This is a genomic window from Streptomyces sp. NPDC007346 (assembly GCF_040703535.1).
Lineage (GTDB): Bacteria > Actinomycetota > Actinomycetes > Streptomycetales > Streptomycetaceae > Streptomyces.
The window spans coordinates 67,088-88,664 of the sequence record NZ_JBEYKR010000004.1; the positions used below are offsets into that span (position 1 = coordinate 67,088).

The following is a 21,577-nucleotide window of genomic DNA, read 5'->3' on the forward strand; positions in this document are numbered from 1 at the left end:
CAGCCGTACGCGGCCGGGCTCAGAACTCGGCCGCGTACGTCCAGAAGTCCCGCATCACCTGGGGCGCGGCGGGGCCGGTCAGTTCCATCTGGGTGAGCAGGACGGCGACCGTGCCGGTGGACGGGATGATGTGGGCCGTGGTGCCGGTGCCGCCGATCCAGCCGTAGCGGCCGGGCACGTTCCACGGGGCCGTGGTCCCGACGTCCACCGAGCCGCCGAACCCCCAGCCCTGCCCCTCGGTGTACAGGGCGCTCTCGGCGCGCTGGGCCGGGGTCAGGTGGTCGGTGACCATCTGCCGTACCGACTCGGCACTCAGTACCCGGCGGCCGTCGTCCGTCAGGCCCCCGGCGAGCAGCATCCGTCCGAAGGCGTACCAGTCGTCGGCGGTCGAGACCAGGCCGCCGGCGCCGGACGGGAAGGCGGGCGGGCGGCTCCACTGCCCGTCCGGGGCGTCGACCAGCTCGGGCTCGCCCGCCGCGCCGCCGGGCCCCTCCGCCCCGGCCCGGTAGTAGCTCGTGAAGCGGTCCAGCGCGGCGGCCTCCACGGCGAACCCGGTGTCCATCATGCCGAGGGGTTCGAACAGCCGCTCCGCCAGGTACGCGTCCAGCGGGCGGTCGGCGACCCGGGCGATCAGGACCCCGAGGATGTCGGCGCACGTGTTGTAGAGCCAGCCGTCGCCCGGCTGGTGGAGCAGCGGGATCCGGGAGAGGGCGGCCATCCAGGCGTCCGGCGCGGGTACGGCCTGCGGCTGGGGCGGTCCCTGTTTCAGCTCGGTGAGCAGCGGGACGACGGCCGGGAGGGAGAAGTCGGCCGGGAGGCCGTACCCCGCGCGGAAGGTCAGCAGGTCGAGGACGGTGATCGGGCGGACCGCCGACACCACGTCGTCGACCGGGCTCTGCGGGGTGCGGACGACGAGCGGCGAGGCCAGCTCGGGCAGCCAGGCGGCGACCGGGTCGGCGGGGGCGATCAGGCCGTCCTCGACCAGGGTCATGGCGGCCGCCGCGACGATCGGTTTGGTGATCGAGGCGAGGCGGAAGATCGTGTCCCGCCGCATGGGAGCGGTCTCGCCGAAACCGGCGGGGCCAGTTGAACCGGCTGAACCCGCTGGGCCAGTTGAGCTGGCTGAATCGGCTGGGTCGGCGGAACCGGCCGAGTTGGCTGAACCGGCTGGGCCGGCCGAACTGGCTGAACCGGCCGAGGCCACCTCCACCCGATCGCCCCGGGCGACCAGCGCCACCGCGCCCGGCACCGACCCCCGGGCGATGTGGGCGTCCAACAATTCCTGCAGTCCGTACGGGGTGTTCATGGTCGGCCTTTCTCCGGTACCGCGTGTTCTGTCGGGTATGACGTCCCCGACCGCCAAAAGGAAGCGGCCTACCCGGAAGAAGACTCCGAGGCCTCCCGGACTCATCGCCTCCGCAGGACGAGGTCCGCCACGACCGCACGGTGGTCCGAGGCGACGCTGTCCGGTACCCACGCCGCCCGTACGGAGACCCCGCCGTGCGGGCCGCCGCCCTGCGACACCGCCACGTAGTCGATCCGCTTGACCGGATCCTGCGCCGGGAAGGTCGGCGCCCCCGGATCGGCGTCCGCCAGCTCCGCCCACAGCGGGGCCAGCTCAGGGGCGCCGGGTTCCGCGTTGAAGTCGCCGAGCAGCACCTTCGGGCCCCGGTCCTCGGCCATGATCCGCCGGGTGTCGGCGACCTGGGCGACGCGTACGGCGGGGTCCGGGCGGAAGTCGAGATGGGTCACGTACACGTGTACGGGCTGCCCGTGCACCCGTACGACGGCCTCGCCGAACCCCGGAGCGGGGGCGGGTACCGGGGACGGGTCCTGGGTCGAGAGGCGGGTGATCTCGTGGTTCTCGGTGCTCACGATCCGGTACCGGGACAGCACCGCCACCCCGTACTCCGCCCGGGGCCCGCCCGGTTCGGCGGGGTCCAGGCTGTAGATCGGGGCGAAGAACACGTACATGCCCAGCCGTTCGGCCAGCTCACCCGCGAGGTCGCGCCACTCGCTGCGGGAGCCCCAGTGCCGGTCGACCTCCTGAAGGCCGATCACATCGGCCTGGAGCGAGCGCAGTTCGGCCGTCTGCCGGTCGAGGTCGAAGGCGTTGTCCATGCCCGCACCGGCGTGGATGTTGTACGTGGCGACCCGCAGAGGCACGGCACGGGAGGTCGCGGCGGCGGCCGGGGGTGATCCGAGCAGCGCGCCCAACAGGGCGGCGGTGAGGAGGAGTTGCGCGATACGTACAGGGGTGCGGGCGCGGATGCAGGCGCGGGTGCGAGCGCGGGGGCGGGTGCGGGGATGGCGACGCAGTGACATGGCTCTCCAGTCAGCGGAAATCGCGCACGGGTCGGGGCACGTCGGGTGGGGGCGGCGTCGGGAACCGTACCGCTCGGTCGTCGCGCGGCCCACAGGCGCGGCCGAAGTGGCGGCCCGCGGGCCGCGCGGCAATTGGCTTGTACGCCGTACAGGGAGTGTTCTACGGTGTACAACGCTGCCGCCCTATACACCGTAGAGCCACATCGTCACACGGCCGCGCCGCCGCGCCGCCGCACCGTCAAACCGCACATCGCCGCACATCGCCGCACTCCGCCGCACTCCGCCGCACTCCGCACATCGCACATCGCACATCGCACATCGCCGGACGGTCACACCGCCGGATCACGACACGGCCACACCGCCGGATCGCCACACCGTCGGCCCGCCGCACCACCGAGGCGCCACGCTGCGCCGGAAACCGAGGAGCCCGCATGACAGCGCCCGCCGCACAGCGGCACGACCTCGCCCCTCAGGGGCACCCGCAGCGCTGGCTGATCCTCGGCGTGATCTGCCTCGCCCAGCTCACCGTGCTGCTCGACAACACCGTCCTCAACGTCGCGATCCCCTCCCTCACCACGGAGCTGGACGCCTCCACCGCCGACGTGCAGTGGATGATCAACGCCTACTCGCTCGTCCAGTCCGGCCTGCTGCTCACCGCGGGCAGCTCCGCCGACCGGTACGGGCGCAAGAAGATGCTGGTCGTGGGGCTCGCCCTGTTCGGCATCGGTTCGCTGGTGGCCGGGCTCGCGCAGTCCTCCGGCCAGCTCATCGCGGCCCGAGCCGGGATGGGGGTCGGGGGCGCGCTGCTGATCACCACCACCCTGGCCGTCGTCGTCCAGATCTTCGACGACTCCGAGCGGGTCAAGGCGATCGGCCTCTGGGCGACCGTCAACTCCCTCGGATTCGCCGCGGGTCCGCTCGTCGGCGGCGTCGTGCTCGACCACTTCTGGTGGGGCGCGATCTTCCTCATCAACATCCCGGTCGCCGTGATCGGCCTGGTGGCCGTCGTGCGGCTCGTACCGGAGTTCAAGAACCCGCGTGGGGAGCGGCCCGACCTGCTCGGCGCGCTGCTCTCGACGATCGGGATGACCGCGGTCGTCTTCGCGATCATCTCGGGGCCCGAACACGGCTGGGCGTCGGGCCGGGTGCTGCTCATGGCGTTCGCCGGGGTGGCGGTGCTCGCCGGGTTCGTCCTGTGGGAGCTGCACATCCCGCACCCGATGCTCGACATGCACTTCTTCCGGAACCAGAAGTTCATCGGCGCGGTGGCGGGCGCGATCCTGGTTGCGTTCGGCATGGGAGGTTCCCTCTTTCTGCTGACGCAGCACCTTCAGTTCGTTCTCGGGTACGGGCCGTTGGAGGCGGGTCTGCGTACGGCACCGATGGCGCTCACCGTGGTCGTCCTCAACCTGACCGGTTTCGGGGCCCGGCTCGTCCCGAAGTTGGGGACGCCCGCCACGATCGCGGCCGGGATGAGCTGTCTGGCGGCCGGTCTCGCGGCCATCGCGGTGCTCGGCCGCGACGGGTACACCGGGATGCTGCTCGGCCTGGTCGTGATGGGGGCGGGGATCGCCCTCGCGATGCCCGCCATGGCCAACGCCATCATGAGCGCCATCCCGCCGGAGAAGGCCGGGGTGGGCGCCGGGGTCAACGGCACGCTCGCGGAGTTCGGCAACGGGCTCGGGGTCGCGGTGCTCGGCGCGGTCCTGAACATCCGGTTCGCCGCCCTCGTACCGGCCGCCGTCGGGGCCGCCTCGCTGCCGGCCGCCCTGGCCGCCGCCGACGGCCCGGGAGAGCGCGCGGCCATCAAGGACGCGTTCGCCTCCGGCCTGGAGGCCAGCCAGCTGGTCGGCGCGGTCGCGGTGCTGGCGGGCGGCCTGCTCGCGGCGATGCTGCTGCGCCGGGCCGAACGGGCGGAGGCGGCCGGGAAGGCGGAGGCGGCCGGGGAGCCGGAGGCGGTCGGGAAGACCGAGGGGGCCGGGAATGCGGAGGCTATCGGAGAGACCGGGGAGACCAGGGCGGCCGGGGAGACCGGGGCGGCCGGGACGGGCGCGGCGGAGACGGCCGGAGGCCGGGCAGACGCGGCGGGACCGGCGGCATAGCATCGGAGGGCACGCGCGTACGTACCGGACCGTAGACGTCCGGTACGTACGCGCCTTCCGGCATGACAGGAGCAGGACCGGGCAGGCCGGTGCCAGGGCAGGGCAGGGCAGGGCAGAACCAGGCAGGGCAGGACCGGGGTAGAACAGAACCGGGTAGGTCAGGGCAGGACCGGCGGGGCGGCCCCCGTAAGACGAGGAGAGTGCGCCATGGTGTCCGCGTCCGACCGCGTGAAGAACCCCGCGCGGACCAGCGTGTGGCTCGACCGAGACGTTCCGTCGCGCTCCCGCCGCACCGAATCGCCGGCGGGCCTGGACCGCAACCGGATCACCGAGGCGTCCGTACGGCTGCTGGACGCCGAGGGGCTCGCCAAGTTCTCCATGCGCCGCCTCGCCGCCGAACTGGACGTCACCGCGATGTCCCTCTACTGGTACGTCGACACCAAGGACGACCTCCTGGAGCTGGCGCTCGACTCGGTCTACGCGGAGATCACCCCGCCGCGCGAGGACGCCGACTGGCGGGACCGGCTGCGTGAACTCGCCCGCAGCTACCGCGAGCTGATCGTCCGGCACATCTGGATCTCCCCGCTCGCCGGGACCTTCCTCAACATCGGCCCGAACTCGATGCTGTTCTCGTACGCCGTCCAGGACGTCATCCGGGCCACCGGCCTGCCCCTGGAGCGGCAGACGGGCGCGCTCTCGGCGTGCTTCCAGTTCGTGTACGGATTCGGCACCGTCGAGGGGCACTTCAAGGCGCGGTGCGACGCGACCGGGCTGACGGAGGACGAGTACCACCGGCACGCGATGGGCACGATCCGGGCCCAGCCGCACCTGCGGAGGATCGTCGAGTCCTCCGACGCGCTGATGGCGGCCCGGGGCGGCGACACGGTCGAGGAGATGCGCGAGCGGGACTTCGTCTTCGCGCTGGACATGCTGATCGCGGGCATCGAGGCGATGTGCGAGCGGGCCGGCTCCCCGGCGCCGGCCCAGTGACCCGCGGCTTTCGGTGACCGGGTGCGACTCCGGGATGACCCCGCGCGTGACTCCCGGATGGTCCCGTGCGGAACTCCCGGGCGTTCCTGGCGTAACCCTCGGGTGCCCCGTGCACAAGTAGCTCCCGGTCGATCCTCTGCGTGGCCCCCGGGCTGTCCCGCCCCTGGCCCGTCCCTCAGTACCCCCGCCCCGTGTCCACGGCCAGCTCCGGCCGCCGCCCCGCCGCCACGGCCTCCCAGCAGGCGGCGAAGTCCGCGGCCACGTCCTCGTCGGCGGTGATCCCCGCGGAGTGCGAGGTGATCACCGTACGAGGCAGCCGCCAGACCGGGTCGCCGGGCGGGGCGGGCTCCTCGGCCAGCACGTCCAGCACCGCGCGCCGCACTCCACCGCCCCGCAGCGCGGTCTCCAGCGCCCCCAGGTCCACCGTCGCGCCCCGTCCCACGTTGACGAACGTCGCCCCCCGCACCGCCGCGAACCGGCTCGTCCCGAAGAAGCCCTCCGTCGCCCCGGTCAACGGCAGGGCGGAGACCACCCACCGGGCGCCCGCCAGCTCCTCGGCGTCCTCGTCCGCCCTGATCACCCGGTCGAAGCCCGCCGGGGGCTCCCCGGTCCGCGCGGTGCGGGCCACGCCCACCGTGCGCACGCCACAGCCGCGCAGGAGCCCGGCGACGGCACCGCCGATGTTCCCGGTGCCGTAGACGAGGGCGGTCTGCCCGGCGACGAGCTCGGAGGGGAGGCGGCGCCACTCGGACCGGGCGTGCTGGGCGGCGTACTCGGGGACGGACTGGCACTCGGCGAGCACCCAGCCCAGGACGTACTGGGCGATGCGCTCGCCCATCCGCCCCACGGTCCGGGTCAGCAGCGCCCCGGCGGGCCAGGGCCCCGCGGCGAGCAGCGGGTCCGTACCGGCGTTGACGCTGTGAAACCACAGCAGCTGTTCTGTAGCGGCAGCGGCAGCGGCAGGGGTGGCCGTAGCCGTAGCCGTAGCCGCAGCCGTGTGCGTAGCAGTCGTCGTGGCGGTCGCCGTATCCGCAGTAGTCGCTGCCGTCGGCCGCAGCGCGTCGGGCAGCGTGGCCCCCACGCAGAGGAGGGGGCCATCGGCGGGCACCCCGCGTCCCAAGGGCTCCACGCCCTCCAGGGGTTCGGCGTCCCGGCCGGTGATCCGCTCCAGCTCCCGTACGAGAGGGGCGCTCAGCTCGGGCGCGACGAGCAGCCGGGCGCGGGCGAGCAGCTCCGGGGCAGGCGTCCCCGGCTCCGGCCGTATCACGTGACCGGCGCCAGGTGGGCCGGGAAGCCGCCCGTGGCGACGGGGCCCCAGCGCTCCGGGGTGACCCGGATGATGGACTTGCCCTGCTTCACCATGGCGGCCCGGTACTCGTCCCAGTCCGGGTGCTCACCGGAGATGTTCCGGAAGTATTCGACGAGCGGCTCGACCGACTCCGGGGCGTCGAGCACCTCCGCCACGCCGTCGACCTGCACCCACGGCCCGTCCCACTCGTCGGAGAGGACGATCACGCTGACCCGCTCGTCGCGCTTGGCGTTGCGGGTCTTGGCACGCTCCGGGTACGTCGACATGACGATCCGGCCCGCGTCGTCGACCCCGCAGGTCAGCGGGGAGCCCTGGGGGCGGCTGTCGGCCCGGGTGGTCAGCAGGATGGCCCGGTGCCGGGGCCGTACGAACGCCAGCAGGCCGTCGAGGTCCACGGCGGTGTTGGTCGCGATGTTGGGAGCCATGGCCACACCCTACGACCGGGCACCGGCCCGGCCCGTCCGGCGAACCACGGCGTTCTGCTCCGGCCTGTCCGGGGCAGCGAGTCACCGTGTCCAGCTCAGCCCTGTCCCTCCGCTGAACCACCGTGTCCAGCTCCGGCCCGTCCGGCCGACATGCCACCGTGCCTTGCTCCGGCCTGTCCGCCCGCTGAACCACCGTGCCCTGCTCCGGCCCGTCCGGCCGACGAGCCACCGCGTCCCGGTCCCGCCTATCCGGGCGGCGGCGGCGCCTCGCCCTGGACCGCCTGGATGTCCAGCTCCACGCGCAGGGTGGTCCCGATCGCGGAGATGCCCGCCTGGACGACCTGGTTGTAGTTCATCGCGAAGTCGTCGCGGCGCAGCTCGGCGGTGGCGTGGAAGGCGGCGCGCACCCCGCCCCACGGGTCGGGCCCGGTGCCGAGGTAGCTGAGGTCCAGGTCGACCGGGCGGGTGACGCCGTGCATGGCCAGCTCGCCGTGGACGGTCCAGCGGTCGGGGCCGGCCGGGGCGAGGCCGGTGGAGCGGTAGGTGATCTCCGGGAAGCGGTCCGCGTCCAGGAAGTCCGGCGAGCGCAGGTGCTTGTCCCGCATGGTGTTGCCGGTGTCGATGCTCGCCGCGCCGATCACCGCGTCGACCCGGGAGCGGGCCACGTCCTCGGCGATCTCGATCCGGCCGCCGAAGTCGGTGAACCGGCCGTGCACGCTGGAGATCCCCAGGTGCTGGGCGACCGCGCCGACCGAGGAGTGGGCCGGGTCCAGCGACCAGGTACCCGGCGGAGGCAGCTCCACCCCGCCCTGGCGGGCCAGCACGATCTGCCCGCCCTCGATCCGGCCGCTCGCCGTGACGAGGGCGGTGGAGGCGGCGGGGGCGTACCCGACCGCCGTGACGATCACCGTGTACGCGCCGACCGGCAGGGACCCGTCCGTGCGGACGGCCCCGTCCTCGTCGGCCGCGGCCCGCAGCACCTGGGTGCCGGTCATGTCGGTGACCGTCACGACGGCGTGCTGGACCGCCCAGCCGTCCCGCGTCCGTACCTGTGCGCGAAGTCCCATCCGTATCTCTTCTCCTAGCTCGCTTGGCCCGCTTGGCCCGCTTGGCCCGATGACCTGCGGGCCACGGACCACGGGCCGCTGTCCGCAGGCCCCTGTCCGCCGCCCGCTGTCCACGGCCCTGTCCGCCGCCGAGGGCCCATGAGTCGGGCCCCGGAGCGGGTACGGCAGGCCGTCCCCTGCCTGCCGTACCCACCACCGGGGCCCCTTCCCGCCGGTCGCGACAGCCTCTCCGCAAGAAGTGCCGTCCGACCAGGGGTCTTTGCGATCCCTTCACGTGTTCACGCACATCCCTATAGGTGCACGCGCGCACGTACTGAGGGAATCGATCAGCTGGGGTCGATCAGCTGGGATCGATCACTCGCCCGGGTGGGCGAGTTCGATGTCGTGGCCGTCGACTCCCGTACCGGTCACCGTCAGAGCGCCCGCCACCGGCGGGTAGCCGGTCGCGATGACCGTGTACTCGCCCGCGTCCAGGTCGGTGAAGGCGTACGCGCCGTCCTCGCCGGTCGTCGCGGTGGCGACCACGTTGCCCGCCGCGTCGATCAGCGTGACCCGGGCGTCGGCCAGCGGGCTGCGGGCGGACCCGGCCCGTACGACGCCCAGGACCAGCGCACCGGCCCGCAGCGCGGCCTCGACGCGGGTGACGCCCTGGCCGCCGACCTCCACGGGCAGCGCCAGCGGGCGGAACCCGGCCGCGTTGACGGCGACGGTCACGGAGCCCGGGACCAGCTCGCCGAACGCGAAGTCACCCGTCCCGCCGGACAGTCCGGTGGCCAGGACGTCGCCCCGTACGTCGGTGACGATGACCATCGCGCCCTCGACCGGCGTACCGGCCTCGGCGGCCCGTACGGTCCCGGCCAGTCCGCTCGTACCGGAGAGCAGGATGTCGAAGGCCAGCGGCTCCTCGCCGACGACCACCGTGGATGCCTGCGGCTGGAAACCGTCGGCGGAGGCGATCAGGACGTAGCTGCCGGAGCCCGGCGCGTCCAGGGTGTAGCCGCCGTCGTTCCGGGCGACGGAACGTCCGAGCTGCCGGCCGCCCAGCGAGATCAGGGTGACGGCCGCACGGGCGACCGGAACACCCTCCGCGCCACGCACCACACCGTGGACGGGGGTGCCCTGGAAGGAGGCCGGGGAGCCGGCGGTGTCGTAGGCGTCCCGCACGGTGGCGTGCGGGGCGTCCTGCGCGGTGTCGACCGAGGTGACCCCGGCCGCGCCTTCGGAGACGAGGGCGGCGGCACCGACGGCGGCCGGCACCGGCGCCTCTGCCCCCACGGAAGCGGCCCCCACAGGAGCGGCCTCGACGGAAGCGGCCCCGACAGGAGCGGCCCCCACAGGAGCGCCGCCCACGGAAGCGGCCTCGGCCTGCGGGCTGTCGTTCCCGGCGCTGGTCTTCAGGGCGACCTCCTTGATGAAGAGCGTCACGATGAAGGCGACCAGCGCGCACGGAGCGGCGTAGAGGAAGACGTCGCCGACGCCGTGCCCGTACGCGGCCTCCACGACCGTACGGAAGGGCTCGGGCAGCGTGCTCAGGTCGGGGATGCCCCCGCCGCCCGTGCCGCCGTGGCCGAAGGCGGCGCCCTCGGGGCCGAGTTCGGCGAGGCCGTCCTTCACGTAGTGGGTGACGCGGTTGCCCAGGACGGCACCGAGCGCCGAGACGCCGATCGCACCACCCAGGGACCGGAAGAAGGTGACGACGGAGCTCGCGGAGCCGAGGTCCTCGGGAGCGACCTGGTTCTGCGTCGCGAGGACCAGGTTCTGCATCATCATGCCGATGCCGAGACCCATGACGAACATGTAGACGGCCACGTGCCAGTACACGGTGTCGTACCGGATCGTGCCGAGCAGCCCGAGCCCGGCCGTGACCAGGAAGCCGCCGCTGACCAGCCACGCCTTCCAGCGGCCCGTCTTGGTGATGACCTGGCCGGAGACGGTCGAGGAGAGGAAGAGGCCCGCGATCATCGGGATGGTCATGACGCCGGACATCGTCGGCGACTTGCCGCGCGCGAGCTGGAAGTACTGGCTGAAGAAGACCGTGCCCGCGAACATCGCGATACCGACGAACAGCGAGGCGATCGAGGCCAGCGTGATGGTGCGGTTGCGGAAGAGGCGCAGCGGGATGATCGGCTCGGCGGCCCGCGACTCGATGAGGACGAAGACCAGGCCGAGCAGGACCGAACCCGCGACCATCACGCCCGTCTGCCACGACAGCCAGTCGTACTTGTCACCCGCGAAGGTCACCCAGACCAGCAGCAGCGAGACGGCGGCGCTGATGAAGAACGCGCCGGACCAGTCGACCTTGACGCCCTCGCGCTTGACGACCGGGAGCTTCAGGGTCTTCTGGAGCACGATGAGCGCGATGACGGCGAACGGCACACCGACGTAGAAGCACCAGCGCCAGCCCATCCAGCTGGTGTCGGTGATGACACCGCCGAGCAGCGGCCCGCCGACGGTGGCGACGGCGAAGACCGCGCCCAGGTAGCCGCTGTAGCGGCCGCGCTCGCGCGGGGCGATCATCGCGGCCATCACGATCTGCGCGAGGGCGGAGAGACCGCCGACGCCGATGCCCTGGACGACGCGGCAGGCGATGAGCATGCCGCTGCTGGTCGACAGACCGGCGACGACCGACCCCAGGACGTAGATGATCAGGGCTATCTGGACCAGCAGCTTCTTGCTGAACAGGTCCGAGAGCTTGCCCCACAGGGGCGTGGTGGCGGTCATGGCCAGCAGCGAGGCCGTGACGACCCAGGTGTAGGCGCTCTGCCCGCCGCCGAGGTCGGAGATGATCTCGGGGAGGGCGTTGGAGACGACCGTCGACGACAGGATCGCGACGAACATGCCGAGCAGCAGCCCGGCCAGCGCCTCCATGATCTGCCGGTGTGTCATCGGCGTGCCGTCGGAGGCGCCGGAGCCGCTGTGGCCTCCGTGACCTCCGTGCTTGGCGTGGCCGCCCCGCACACCGGTCGGTGTGGTCGTAGCCATTGAGTTCCTTATCCGTGCGTATTTGCTTCTGTTACACAGGTGTACGGGTGTACGCGTCGTCGCCGAGCCCGTTCCGGCACTCGCCGGAGTGGCTTCCGGGGGCGCAGCCGCCGGGTCCGCGACAGGCGAAGCTGTCACGCAGCCGGGACAGCAGCGCGTTGAGCCGGCCGACGTCCTCGTCGGACCAGTCGACAAGATTGCGGGCGAACATCTCGGTGGTCCGCCGCGTCAGCTCGTCGAGCTGCGCGCGACCGCCGGGGGTCAGCCGCAGGATGCGGGACCGCTTGTCCGCCGGGTCGGGGGACCGCTCGATCCAGCCGTGCTCGGCCACATGGGCCACGTGGCGACTGGTCACCGAGAGGTCCACGGCCATCAGCTCGGCGAGTCTGCTGATCCGCATCTCGCCGTGCCGGTCCAGGAGTGTCAGTACGGCGGCGGAGCCACCGGGGCACTCGGCGGGCAGTGCGCGGGCGAGTCCCCGCTTGACGGCTCCGACGGCGCTGAGCTGCCGGGCCAGTTCCTCGTACCGACTCCGTGCGGCCACCGGGATCCCCCAAGGCACTGATGTCCATCTTGTTGCTTAGGGCAACGATAGAAGCCGTTGGTTGCTACAGGCAAACGAAAATGGACTTGCAGAAGTAAAGGAACGCAAAAGGCTCCGCCGGGTCCCGGTCAAGCCCCTTTCCCCTGTCCTCCGCCGCTGGTCGGGCGGGGTGCGGGGCGGCCCGGGGGTTGGGCGGAAGGCCCGAGTTCGCTAGGGTCCTGCCCCATGGCACACAACCCCCACGCCCCTCAGCCGGGCCCCGAGGGCACCCCTGATCCGGCGGGCAGCACGCAGATGTTCCGCGCCTTCGTCGACGAGGGCGAGCCGCAGCGCCGGGCGCAGCCGGCCGCGACCTCGTCCGGGCCGAGAGTCGGGGTGATCGCGGCGGTCGTCGCGGTCGTCGTCGTCCTCGGCGCGGTGGCGTGGCTCGCGCTGGGCTGACGCACCGACCTACTGAACGACGTACGACGACCTGAACGCCCGTGGGGCGGACGGCGAACCGCGCCTGCGCGTTTCGCCGCTCACCCCACGGGCGTTTCCGTACGCTCTCCCGCCCGCGCTGCCCTCGTCGCGCTCGCCGCGCTCGTCGCGCTCGCCGCTTCCGGGCTTACTTTCGCCGCTCAGTCCCGCCGCTCATTCCCGAACGGCGGTCCCGAACGGCGGAGGCGTCCCGGGCCTCGACGCGGCGCCTCAGAGGGGCGCGCCGGGCCTCCACGCACACGCTGTACGTCTCCGACCCCGGCCGACCCCGGGCCGGCCCCCGGCCGACCCTGCCCAGCCACGCCAGACGCCCCTACACGCGTATACGCGCTCCGCTCCCGCCCTCGCGGCCCTCGGCCCGGAACCCCGGGCCGAGGGGGGCGCAGAACCTCCCGTAAGCCCCTCCATGGCATCGGGGGCGCCGCCCAGGCACAGTGCGGCCGCCGAGGCGGCGATCACGGTGCCCCGGCGGCCGTTGGACCCGCATGCACGACGGGTCTGACGACGCGCTTCCCGGTGTGCCTCAGTCGGAGATGAGGCCTTCCCTGAGCTGGGCGAGGGTGCGGGTGAGCAGCCGGGAGACGTGCATCTGGGAGATGCCGACCTCCTCGCCGATCTGCGACTGGGTCATGTTGGCGAAGAAGCGCAGCATGATGATCTGGCGCTCGCGCGGGGCGAGTTTGGCCAGCAGGGGCTTCAGCGACTCGCGGTACTCGACGCCCTCCAGGGCCGCGTCCTCGTACCCCAGGCGGTCGGCGAGGGAGCCCTCGCCGCCGTCGTCCTCGGGGGACGGGGAGTCGAGCGAGGAGGCGGTGTACGCGTTGCCGACGGCGAGACCGTCGACCACGTCCTCCTCGGAGACCCCGAGCGCCTTGGCGAGCTCGGGAACGGTCGGCGAGCGGTCGAGCTTCTGGGACAGCTCGTCGCTGGTCTTCGTCAGCGCGAGCCGCAGCTCCTGGAGGCGCCGGGGCACCCGTACGGACCAGGAGGTGTCGCGGAAGAAGCGTTTGATCTCGCCGACGACGGTGGGCATCGCGAACGTCGGGAACTCGACGCCCCGTTCGCAGTCGAACCGGTCGATCGCCTTGATCAGACCGATCGTCCCGACCTGGACGATGTCCTCCATCGGTTCGTTACGGCTCCGGAACCGCGCCGCGGCGTAACGCACCAGCGGGAGGTTGAGCTCGATGAGTGTGTCCCGCACGTAGGTCCGCTCCGGACTGTCCGTTCCCTCGGGCCCCGAAGCGGGGCCGAGCGCGGCGAGCCGCAGGAACAGGGAGCGGGACAGAGTGCGGGTGTCGATGGCTTCCGGCGAGCTGGTGAGCACGGCGGGTGCCGGCACGCTCTTCGTGAGCGTGAGCACCTTCGAGCTGCCCTGTTCTGCGGACATGCCACCCCCTTGAGGTCGCGGACGGTCGCGGTGGCCGCGACCATCGGAGGAACGCAGCCTCCACCTGAATACCGGAGGCGGGGCTGCGGCAAACGCGCTTCGAGCAGAATGTCACATGTCGGCAACACGCTGTAGTGACATGTCGACAAGTCAGCGCTGAATCCGCCCTGGAAACAGGGGGTGTAGGGCTTTTATGCCGTCAGAACTGCTCCCTGAAGGGTCTACCCGTTCCGGTTACGCCTCGATCCTGTTTGCGGACCTCAATCGGGCGAAACTTCTGGCCAGAAGCCTTGACACGTGCATCTGGGAGACGCCTAGTTCGGCGCTGATCTGAGATTGGGTCAAGTTGCTGTAGTAGCGCAGGAGAAGGATGCGCTGCTCGCGCTCGGGGAGCTGGACGAGGAGGTGGCGTACGAGGTCGCGGTGCTCGACGCCGGCCAGCGCGGGGTCCTCGTAACCGAGCCGGTCGAGCAGTCCGGGCAGCCCGTCACCCTCCTGCGCCGCCTCCAGGGAGGTGGCGTGGTACGAGCGCCCCGCCTCGATGCAGGCGAGCACCTCGTCCTCGGAGATCCTCAGCCGCTCGGCGATCTCGGCGGTGGTGGGGGAGCGCCCGTGAGCGGTCGTCAGGTCCTCGGTGGCGCCGGTGACCTGGACCCAGAGTTCGTGGAGCCGGCGGGGGACGTGGACGGTGCGGACGTTGTCGCGGAAGTAGCGCTTGATCTCTCCGACGACGGTGGGCATGGCGAACGTGGGGAACTGGACGCCGCGTTCCGGGTCGAAGCGGTCGATGGCGTTGATCAGGCCGATGGTGCCGACCTGGACGACGTCCTCCATCGGCTCGTTGCGGCTGCGGAAGCGCGCGGCGGCGTACCGGACGAGGGGGAGGTTCGCCTCGATGAGGGCGGCCCGGACGCGCCCGTGCTCCGGGGTGCCGGGCTCCAGCCCCTTGAGCTGTCCGAAGAGGACCTGGGTGAGGGCCCTGGTGTCCGCCCCGCGGGTTCTGGCGGGCGGGGTGGTGGGATCCGGCGTCTCGGTCTGGATCTCCTCGGCAGGGGCGGCCTGGGCGCCCGGGGAGGCGGGGTGGGCGCCCGGGGAGGCGGGGTGGGCGGTGCCCTGGGGGGTGGCTTGGGAAGCCCCCCGGGGGGAGGGCTGAGAGGCGGCCTGGGGGGAGGGCTGAGAGGCGGCCTGGGGAGTCGCCTGGGAAGTGGCTTGAGAAGTGGCCTGGGAGGAGGCCTGGGATGGCTGGACGGACTGGGGAGGCACTTGAGGCGCTGTACTGGCCGGCACGGTGACGCCACCCCTTCGCGGTCAACTACGGTCAACTCATCCGTCAAAAGCGGTCATAGCATCACAAGACATGTCCACTGTGTGCAAGCACCTCAAAGTGCCGTGTTGAGTTCATAAGGGTTTAAACAGAACGAAGAAACCCCTCGCCTGAACGGCGAGGGGTCGGGTGGAGCCGGTCCTGCCTCCGCGAGGGAGGGGTCAGAAGGGGTAGTCCGCGATCACCCAAGTGGCGAATTCGCGCCACTGGCCCGCGGCGGCCTGATGGGCCGGGTGCTCGATGTAGCGCTTGAGGGCGGCCTCGTCGGCGACGGCGGAGTTGATGGCGTAGTCGTACGCGATCGGCCGGTCGGTGATGTTCCAGGCGCACTCCCAGAACTCCAGTTCCGGAATCTGCCCCTCCAGCTCCCGGAAGGCGCGGTCCCCGGCGACGACCCGCGGATCGTCCCGCTCGACGCCTTCGTTCAGCTTGAACAGGACCAGGTGGCGGATCATCGGTACCCCTACTGTCTTCGCTGCTACTTCACCAGTTCGGTCATGAAGTCGCCGACGCTCTGAGCAGCGCTGGAAACGCCTTCGAACCCTACCCCTACGAGTTCGGCGGATCGCTGGGGCGAGGTGATGATCGTGTACAGCACGAAGACCACCACTATGTAGAGCGCGATTTTCTTCGCTTGCACCACTGCCCTTGCCTCCCCCTGGACCCCGCCTGAGCCCCCGCCTGGGCCTCGTGTGCGATCGGCAGATTGTATCCGCCCGTATGGCGGTAGCCAGGGGCTGTTTCCGACCGCTGACGCACTCTTTAGGGCCTTACGACCCACCCATAGAGGCCTTTTGCCCACTGATACGGCTTCTGTGCCCCGGCAGGATGGACCCCGAGCCCTCCGGCCTTGGCAGGAACCGGAGAGCCGGAACGGGCCTCCCTTCAGGGTCACCGCCGCGCGACTTCCCCCCTGACCGCGACGGCCGACCCGGAGGCCCTGTTCTCACCGGGGGAAGCGGCCTGTCCCCCCGACGCCGCTTCCCCCGACCTGACCTCTCCGCCCGGCCGCCGACCGCCCTCTGCGCGGCGACGGCCAACGGGTGCTCCAGAAGGACCACCCGGCACACGCAAGGACCACCGAGGCACCTCGGCGTGCGCTCCGGCGGCATGGGGACCACCCCCGCACGCGCGGGTACCACGCGATCTCGGCCGGTAGTTCCGGGTCGCGCACGGGACCACCCCCGCACGCGCGGGGACCACGGCGCAGGTAGCCGTAGACGAAGGCGGACAATGGGACCACCCCCGCGTGCGCGGGGACCACAGTTCGTGACCTGCGGGTTTATGCGGCTGAGGGGCTGGTTTTACCTACTTCTTGAGAAACGGACATAAGCGCCTTTGCTCTGCAAGTAGCCTTCATTGTTTCGCCCGTCGGTATGGGGCTACAGAAGCCCCGCCGCGACCGCCCCGATCATGGCCGCGAGTGCCTCACGGCCGATGACGAGAGCCGGCCCGCTCGGCACCTTGCTGTCCCGGACGGTGAGGTGGTCGGCGTTGATGATGCCGCACTCCACGCAGTCGGACTGTGCCCCGGAAGCGCTGGACTTCCACCAGCTCACGGGCAAGGCGGAGGAGTCGCGGATCGTGGGGCTGGTCGTCATTTCTCGTACCTTATCTCTGTGATCATGGCCCTGGATTCATCGGTGGGCAGCGCCACAGCGCGAAGTTGCTGGGCCGCCTCCTGGTGCCTTGCCACGTCGCCGCGTTCTTCCACGTGCAGAGCGCTGGTCAGCGACTCGACATGGACGACGGAGAGGTCCGCGTGGGTGCCGTACCCTCTGGGGCTCCTCGCCAGTGAGCTGGTGACCAATGCCGTTCGGTACGGGTCCGAGCCGGGCGACCGGTTCAAGGTCACCGCTGCCGCCGAGTCGGGGAAGTGCCGGGTCGAAGTGCACGACATCCGGCGCCGCCGGCCTCGCCTTCGGCCGCCCTCCGATCAGCGTGTCCGTGGGCGGGGGCTGCATCTCGTCGAGGCGTTGGCCTCGCGGTGGGGAGTGGCCGAGCGGCCCTTCGGCAAGAGCGTGTGGGTGGTGGTCACCTGGCGACCGGAGCCGGAGCCCGAGTCGGAGCAGGGGGCGGGCGAGGGTGGGCGCGTGTGCCAGTGCCGTAATGCAGAACACCCCCTCGATCGCGTTTCCGCGGATCAAGGGGGTGTCAGAAGCGGTAGCGGTGGGATTTGAACCCACGGTGACGGGTTACGCCACACTCGCTTTCGAGGCGAGCTCCTTCGGCCGCTCGGACACGCTACCGAGAGAGAGCTTAGACCATGCCGGGGTGTGCACAGAAATCGGTTCTCGGGGGTGGGGCCCTGGTTGGTCAGAGTGTGCGGAAGAACGCCGTCAGCTGGGTCGCGCAGTCGTCCTCCAGGACGCCTGCGATGACCTCGGGGCGGTGGTTCAGGCGGCGGTCGCGGATGACGTCCCAGAGGGAGCCGGCCGCGCCGGCCTTCTCGTCGCGGGCTCCGTAGACGACCCGGGCCACCCGGGACTGGACCAGGGCGCCCGCGCACATCGTGCAGGGTTCCAGGGTGACCACCAGCGTGCAGTCGGTCAGGCGCCACTCGCCGACCGCCTCGGCCGCCCGGCGCAGGGCCAGGATCTCGGCGTGGGCGGTCGGGTCGCCGGTGGCCTCGCGTTCGTTGTGGGCGGCGGCCAGTTCGTTGCCGTCGGGGCCGAGGACGACGGCGCCGACCGGGACGTCGCCGGCCGACGCCGCCCGCTCGGCCTCGGCCAGGGCGCGGCGCATCGGGGCCTGCCACGGATCGCGTACGGGGTCGGGCTCGGGCTCGGGCTCGGGTGCTCGTACGGGATTCGGGGCGGGCCGGGGTGAGGGGTTCGGCGGTCGTGCGGTCACCCGCGGACCTTAACGGACGGGGAAGGGCGGAAACGGGCCAGGGCGAAGACCGGAGGGTACGCGGCCCGACCGCGGGGGTGTGCGGCCCGACCCGGGGGTGGGTGGCCCGACCCAGTGGGTACGCGCCCGGCCCCCCGGGGGCGGGTGGCCCGACCCGACGGACGCGCGGCCCGGCCTGACGAGTGCACGGACCGGCCCGACGGACGCGAGACCCGACCCGACGGGTGCTTAGCCCGGCCCGACCGACGCATGGCCCGGCCCGACGGAAGCGAGGCCGGGCCCGACCGACGCGAGGCCCGGCCCGGAGAGCGTATGGCCCGGCCCGGGGTTTCCGGCGGTCGGGCCGGGCACCGCCTAGCGGACCGCCTCCAGGACCTCGGCCGCTCCCAGCGCGTCGGCGATCTCCGTCAGCGCGTCGGTTCGCAGCGTCAGCAGGTCCTTCTCGGAGACCCCGAAGTCGGCGAGGATGCCCAGCTCGCCGATCGGGCCCGCCGGGACCGCGTCCGAGTCGAAATCGAGATCGGAGGCGGAATCGGGGTCGGAGGTGGAGGTGGAATGGGCGGTCTTGGCGGCGGAGGACGTCGGCCGGGCCGCCCCGTCCGGTTCGCCGTCCTCCGTGCCGTCGAGGTCGACGAGCTCTTCCAGCGCGGCGATCTCGTCCTCGGCCCCTGGTTCGCGGCCGAGCAGTTCGTCGGTGAGCAGGATCTCCCCGTACGAGGAGCGGGCGGCGGCGGACGCGTCCGAGACGTAGATACGGGGGTCCTCCTCACCGTCCACCCGGAGGATGCCGAACCAGGCGTCCTCCTGCTCGATGTAGACCAGGACCGTGTCCTCGTCCACCGAGGCCTCCTGGGCCAGATCCGTCAGGTCGGACAGGGTCTCCACATCGTCGAGCTCTGTATCGCTCGCTTCCCACCCGTCTTCGGTGCGCGCGAGCAGTGCGGCGAAGTACACCGTGACTCTCCCACTGGTCATAGGTGAATCGGTCCGACGGGAGGGCAGACGGGAAAACCCGTCTGCTCTGAGCCCCGCCCAATCGGCATCGTGGCAGAAACAAGCGCCGAGCGAGACCTCTTCGACCGTTGCGTCGGCCATCAGTTCCAGGAGTGCCTGGTCGGACCTCTCCCTGACGGAACCGGCGAGGGCCCGTTCAGCGGGGGAGTGCGCCGGTGGTACGGGACGGACTCACCAGCGGAACGTGCGCATCCGCATCTGTTGGCGCATACGGGCGGCACGGGCCCGGCGCGGCTGCACCCGGTCCCGAAGCTGCTTGGCTTCATGGAGCTCGCGGAGGAACTGCGCGCGCCGCCGCCGTCGGGCCGCGTCACTCTCCTGCGTGTCCGTGCCGTCACCCGCCGTGTCCTGCGGCTCGCGCGCGTCGCGCGCGTCGCTCACTCCGCGTGAGCCCGGGTTCGGAGGCTGTTCCCCGTCCGCCATCGACACATCACCCCAACGCTGGCTCCGTATGCCCCCACCTTCCCCCCGAACAGGTGGTTGATGCCAGCGCAGAGTGCCGGAAGGCGCGGTTACTGTTGACGCATGCGGATCCACGTCGTCGACCACCCGCTGGTGGCGCACAAACTGACCACGCTGCGCGACAAGCGCACCGACTCCCCGACCTTCCGGCGCCTCGCCGACGAGCTGGTCACCCTTCTCGCCTACGAGGCCACCAGGGATGTGCGTACCGAGCAGGTCGACATCGAGACCCCGGTGGTGCCCACGACGGGGGTCAAGCTCTCGCACCCCCGGCCTCTCGTCGTCCCGATCCTGCGTGCCGGTCTGGGCATGCTGGACGGCATGGTGCGGCTGCTGCCCACCGCCGAAGTGGGCTTCCTCGGCATGATCCGCAACGAGGAGACGCTCCAGGCGGAGACGTACGCGACCCGGATGCCCGAGGACCTCTCCGGCCGCCAGGTCTACGTCCTGGACCCGATGCTGGCCACGGGTGGCACCCTCGTCGCGGCCATCCGCGAGCTGATCAAGCGGGGCGCCGACGACGTCACCGCCGTCGTCCTCCTCGCGGCGCCCGAGGGCGTCGAGGTGATGGAGCGCGAGCTGGCGGGCACCCCCGTCACCGTCGTCACCGCCTCCGTGGACGAGCGGCTCAACGAGCACGGCTACATCGTGCCGGGTCTCGGTGACGCCGGGGACCGGATGTACGGCACCGCGGAGTAGCCGATCGGGCGGTCCGGTCGGTCCGGGCGTTCCAGTCGGTCCGAGGCCGGTGCCGGGCCGGTGCCGGTGTCAGGCCGGTCCGAGGCCGGTTCGAAGTCGGTGCGGTCGGTCCCGGTGGTCCGGTCGTGGAACAGGACGGTGCCCCTTCCGCAACGTGCGGCACGTTGCGGAAGGGGCACCGGTGCGTCTGCGTCCGCGCGGGCCGCTCAGCCGTTCTTCGTCGTCGAGCAGGAGGCCGACGGCGCCGGGGACGGCTTCGTGAGGGCCGCCATGGCGGCGGTGGCCTCCGCCGGGGTGCTGAACGCCTTGAACTCCGCGCCGAGGATCAGGTCGACCTCCGCCGTTTTGCGGTCGTCGGTCTTCTGCACGGTGCCCGGCAGCTGCGTGCCCAGCACGGTGAAGCTGCCGTCCGCCGCGGTCGGGGCGCCGAGCAGCACACCGGGGCCGGGGACCTTCTTGTCGTACGCCTCCGGGGCGTTGCCCACCTCGCCGACGGCGAACCCGCGCTTCTTCAGCTCGTCCGCGGCGGACTTGGCGAGCCCGCTGCGGGTCGTCGCGTTGTAGACGTTGACCTTGATCCCGGCCGGCTTCGGCAGCACCTTGACGGGGGCCGCCGGTTTCGGCGTCGGGCAGTCCCGCTGGTGGCCGGCGGCGCTGGCGCTCTTGTCGCTGCCCGTGAAGACGTCGATGAGCTGCAGTGTTCCCCAGCCGGCCAGGCCGAGGGCCACCACGGCCGAGACGCCCGCGAGGACGATCCTGCGGCGGTTCCGGGGGCGGCGCATGCGCGGGTAGGTGTCGCCCGTGATGCGGTACTTTCCGCCCATGCCGGGGGGAGTGAGCATGCTCATGGAGGCAGCGTAGTGCGACCCGCTGGTGATGCGTACTAAATGATCAACGCATGGCACCCGGATGAGTGCGAAAGCACCCGAAAGGCCCGAATTCGCGTGCGGCCGTCCGGGTGGCCGTTATGAGGGTGATACGTACGGACGCGGGAAGGGCATCCGTACGGACGCGCGGGCGTGCGGCAGTGGCGGCGTCAGCCGAGGTCGAGGACGCGTGCGTGCAGCACCTGCCGCTGCTGGAGCGCGGCCCGGACCGCCCGGTGCAGCCCGTCCTCCAGATACAGGTCGCCCTGCCACTTCACGACGTGGGCGAAGAGGTCGCCGTAGAACGTGGAGTCCTCGGCGAGGAGGGTCTCCAGGTCCAGCTGGCCCTTGGTGGTCACGAGCTGGTCCAGGCGAACCGGACGCGGCGCGACGTCCGCCCACTGTCGGGTGCTTTCCCGGCCGTGGTCGGGGTATGGCCGCCCATTTCCGATGCGCTTGAAGATCACACGGAAAGCCTACCGGGCAAGGGGCTGCGGGCGCAGCCAGGGAGCCCCACCGCGGCACCTCGTCAAAGGGCGTAGAGCGTCGTATAGCGCTGGATACCGGGACAGGGGTTCGCCCGTACGAGTGGGGCACGCCGCGGGCGGCGGGCGCTCAGGCCCGGCTCCGCCCGCGGCATGCGGCGCGCAGAGTGCCGTGGTGCGTAATGAGTGTGGTGCGTGTGGTGCGTGTGGTGTTCGGTGTGCGTGGCACGTTGCGCGTTGCGCGTTGTGCGTCCTGACTT

Annotated in this window: 23 protein-coding genes and 1 tRNA gene; 5 read left to right on the plus strand and 19 right to left on the minus strand. The window is 71.7% G+C overall.

Annotated elements, in window-relative coordinates; genetic code table 11:
* Positions 1-19 precede the first annotated feature (19 nt).
* Together AB0917_RS02405 and AB0917_RS02410 are read right to left on the minus strand one after the other, a co-directional pair.
* Positions 20-1,306 (minus strand): serine hydrolase domain-containing protein, encoded by a 1,287-nt coding sequence (locus tag AB0917_RS02405; RefSeq protein ID WP_366817572.1) that lies wholly within the window; start codon positions 1,304-1,306, stop codon positions 20-22.
* Positions 1,307-1,407: 101 nt separating this feature from the next.
* Positions 1,408-2,325, minus strand: a complete 918-nt coding sequence (locus AB0917_RS02410) for an endonuclease/exonuclease/phosphatase family protein (RefSeq protein ID WP_366817573.1) — start codon at positions 2,323-2,325, stop codon at positions 1,408-1,410.
* A gap of 431 nt (positions 2,326-2,756) precedes the next feature.
* Between AB0917_RS02410 and AB0917_RS02415 the strand changes: the two genes are divergently transcribed.
* Both AB0917_RS02415 and AB0917_RS02420 read left to right on the plus strand, forming a co-directional pair.
* Complete coding sequence (locus tag AB0917_RS02415; RefSeq protein WP_366817574.1) at positions 2,757-4,427, plus strand: MFS transporter; 1,671 nt, start codon at positions 2,757-2,759, stop codon at positions 4,425-4,427.
* Positions 4,428-4,634: 207 nt separating this feature from the next.
* Complete coding sequence (locus tag AB0917_RS02420) at positions 4,635-5,417, plus strand: TetR/AcrR family transcriptional regulator (RefSeq protein ID WP_366817575.1); 783 nt, start codon at positions 4,635-4,637, stop codon at positions 5,415-5,417.
* Between the two features lie 175 nt (positions 5,418-5,592).
* Here AB0917_RS02420 and AB0917_RS02425 read toward each other — a convergent pair whose 3' ends face one another.
* From AB0917_RS02425 to AB0917_RS02445, 5 genes are all read right to left on the minus strand, one after another.
* A complete protein-coding gene (locus tag AB0917_RS02425) occupies positions 5,593-6,681 on the minus strand; it encodes an NAD(P)-dependent oxidoreductase (RefSeq protein WP_366817627.1) in 1,089 nt (362 codons plus the stop codon).
* Positions 6,681-7,151, minus strand: a complete 471-nt coding sequence (locus AB0917_RS02430; protein WP_366817576.1) for a PPOX class F420-dependent oxidoreductase — start codon at positions 7,149-7,151, stop codon at positions 6,681-6,683. Before AB0917_RS02430 ends, AB0917_RS02425 begins: the two co-directional genes overlap by 1 nt.
* Before the next feature lie 245 nt (positions 7,152-7,396).
* Entirely contained in the window at positions 7,397-8,218 is an 822-nt protein-coding gene (locus tag AB0917_RS02435; RefSeq protein ID WP_366817577.1) for a YceI family protein, read from the minus strand.
* 354 nt (positions 8,219-8,572) lie between these two features.
* A complete protein-coding gene (locus AB0917_RS02440; protein WP_366817578.1) occupies positions 8,573-11,200 on the minus strand; it encodes an MFS transporter in 2,628 nt (875 codons plus the stop codon).
* A 31-nt stretch (positions 11,201-11,231) separates the two neighbouring features.
* Positions 11,232-11,744: a MarR family transcriptional regulator gene (locus AB0917_RS02445; RefSeq protein WP_366817579.1), complete on the minus strand. Its 513-nt coding sequence runs from the start codon at positions 11,742-11,744 to the stop codon at positions 11,232-11,234.
* Positions 11,745-11,969: 225 nt separating this feature from the next.
* Between AB0917_RS02445 and AB0917_RS02450 the strand changes: the two genes are divergently transcribed.
* On the plus strand, positions 11,970-12,185 hold the full coding sequence (locus tag AB0917_RS02450) for a hypothetical protein (RefSeq protein ID WP_018513656.1): 216 nt from the start codon (positions 11,970-11,972) through the stop codon (positions 12,183-12,185).
* 562 nt (positions 12,186-12,747) lie between these two features.
* Here the strand turns inward: AB0917_RS02450 and AB0917_RS02455 are convergent.
* From AB0917_RS02455 to AB0917_RS02480, 6 genes are all read right to left on the minus strand, one after another.
* Positions 12,748-13,614, minus strand: coding sequence for an RNA polymerase sigma factor SigF (locus AB0917_RS02455; RefSeq protein ID WP_366817581.1), 867 nt, complete (start codon positions 13,612-13,614; stop codon positions 12,748-12,750).
* A 234-nt stretch (positions 13,615-13,848) separates the two neighbouring features.
* On the minus strand, positions 13,849-14,655 hold the full coding sequence (locus tag AB0917_RS02460) for an RNA polymerase sigma factor SigF (protein WP_366817628.1): 807 nt from the start codon (positions 14,653-14,655) through the stop codon (positions 13,849-13,851).
* A gap of 444 nt (positions 14,656-15,099) precedes the next feature.
* A complete protein-coding gene (locus AB0917_RS02465) occupies positions 15,100-15,393 on the minus strand; it encodes a Dabb family protein (protein WP_019766403.1) in 294 nt (97 codons plus the stop codon).
* A gap of 23 nt (positions 15,394-15,416) precedes the next feature.
* The gene (locus AB0917_RS02470; RefSeq protein ID WP_366817582.1) at positions 15,417-15,581 is read right to left on the minus strand and encodes a hypothetical protein; all 165 of its coding nucleotides are present in this window, start codon (positions 15,579-15,581) and stop codon (positions 15,417-15,419) included.
* A gap of 739 nt (positions 15,582-16,320) precedes the next feature.
* Entirely contained in the window at positions 16,321-16,539 is a 219-nt protein-coding gene (locus tag AB0917_RS02475) for a DUF397 domain-containing protein (RefSeq protein WP_366817583.1), read from the minus strand.
* Positions 16,536-16,748 carry a Scr1 family TA system antitoxin-like transcriptional regulator gene (locus AB0917_RS02480; RefSeq protein WP_366817584.1) on the minus strand — a complete coding sequence of 71 codons (213 nt, stop codon included), beginning with the start codon at positions 16,746-16,748 and terminating at the stop codon, positions 16,536-16,538. The genes AB0917_RS02475 and AB0917_RS02480 overlap by 4 nt, the downstream gene beginning before the upstream one ends.
* Here AB0917_RS02480 and AB0917_RS02485 point away from each other — a divergent pair.
* Complete coding sequence (locus tag AB0917_RS02485) at positions 16,741-17,118, plus strand: ATP-binding protein (RefSeq protein ID WP_366817585.1); 378 nt, start codon at positions 16,741-16,743, stop codon at positions 17,116-17,118. The two genes, AB0917_RS02480 and AB0917_RS02485, sit on opposite strands and share 8 nt — an antisense overlap.
* Here the strand turns inward: AB0917_RS02485 and AB0917_RS02490 are convergent.
* The 4 genes from AB0917_RS02490 to AB0917_RS02505 form a co-directional block, all read right to left on the minus strand.
* A tRNA-Ser gene (locus AB0917_RS02490) sits at positions 17,100-17,187 on the minus strand. The genes AB0917_RS02485 and AB0917_RS02490 overlap by 19 nt on opposite strands.
* Positions 17,188-17,254: 67 nt before the next feature.
* Positions 17,255-17,683 carry a tRNA adenosine(34) deaminase TadA gene (tadA, locus tag AB0917_RS02495; protein WP_366817629.1) on the minus strand — a complete coding sequence of 143 codons (429 nt, stop codon included), beginning with the start codon at positions 17,681-17,683 and terminating at the stop codon, positions 17,255-17,257.
* 462 nt (positions 17,684-18,145) lie between these two features.
* On the minus strand, positions 18,146-18,745 hold the full coding sequence (locus tag AB0917_RS02500; protein WP_366817630.1) for a hypothetical protein: 600 nt from the start codon (positions 18,743-18,745) through the stop codon (positions 18,146-18,148).
* Between the two features lie 231 nt (positions 18,746-18,976).
* Positions 18,977-19,228: a hypothetical protein gene (locus AB0917_RS02505; protein WP_366817586.1), complete on the minus strand. Its 252-nt coding sequence runs from the start codon at positions 19,226-19,228 to the stop codon at positions 18,977-18,979.
* A 102-nt stretch (positions 19,229-19,330) separates the two neighbouring features.
* On the opposite strand from AB0917_RS02505, the gene upp reads away from it, so the two are divergent.
* Positions 19,331-19,966 (plus strand): uracil phosphoribosyltransferase, encoded by a 636-nt coding sequence (gene upp / locus AB0917_RS02510; protein ID WP_366817587.1) that lies wholly within the window; start codon positions 19,331-19,333, stop codon positions 19,964-19,966.
* A gap of 206 nt (positions 19,967-20,172) precedes the next feature.
* On the opposite strand, the gene AB0917_RS02515 is transcribed toward upp, so the two are convergent.
* Together AB0917_RS02515 and AB0917_RS02520 are read right to left on the minus strand one after the other, a co-directional pair.
* Complete coding sequence (locus AB0917_RS02515) at positions 20,173-20,790, minus strand: LytR C-terminal domain-containing protein (RefSeq protein ID WP_366817631.1); 618 nt, start codon at positions 20,788-20,790, stop codon at positions 20,173-20,175.
* 212 nt (positions 20,791-21,002) lie between these two features.
* Positions 21,003-21,299: a type II toxin-antitoxin system VapB family antitoxin gene (locus tag AB0917_RS02520; RefSeq protein ID WP_096626547.1), complete on the minus strand. Its 297-nt coding sequence runs from the start codon at positions 21,297-21,299 to the stop codon at positions 21,003-21,005.
* Positions 21,300-21,577 lie beyond the last annotated feature (278 nt).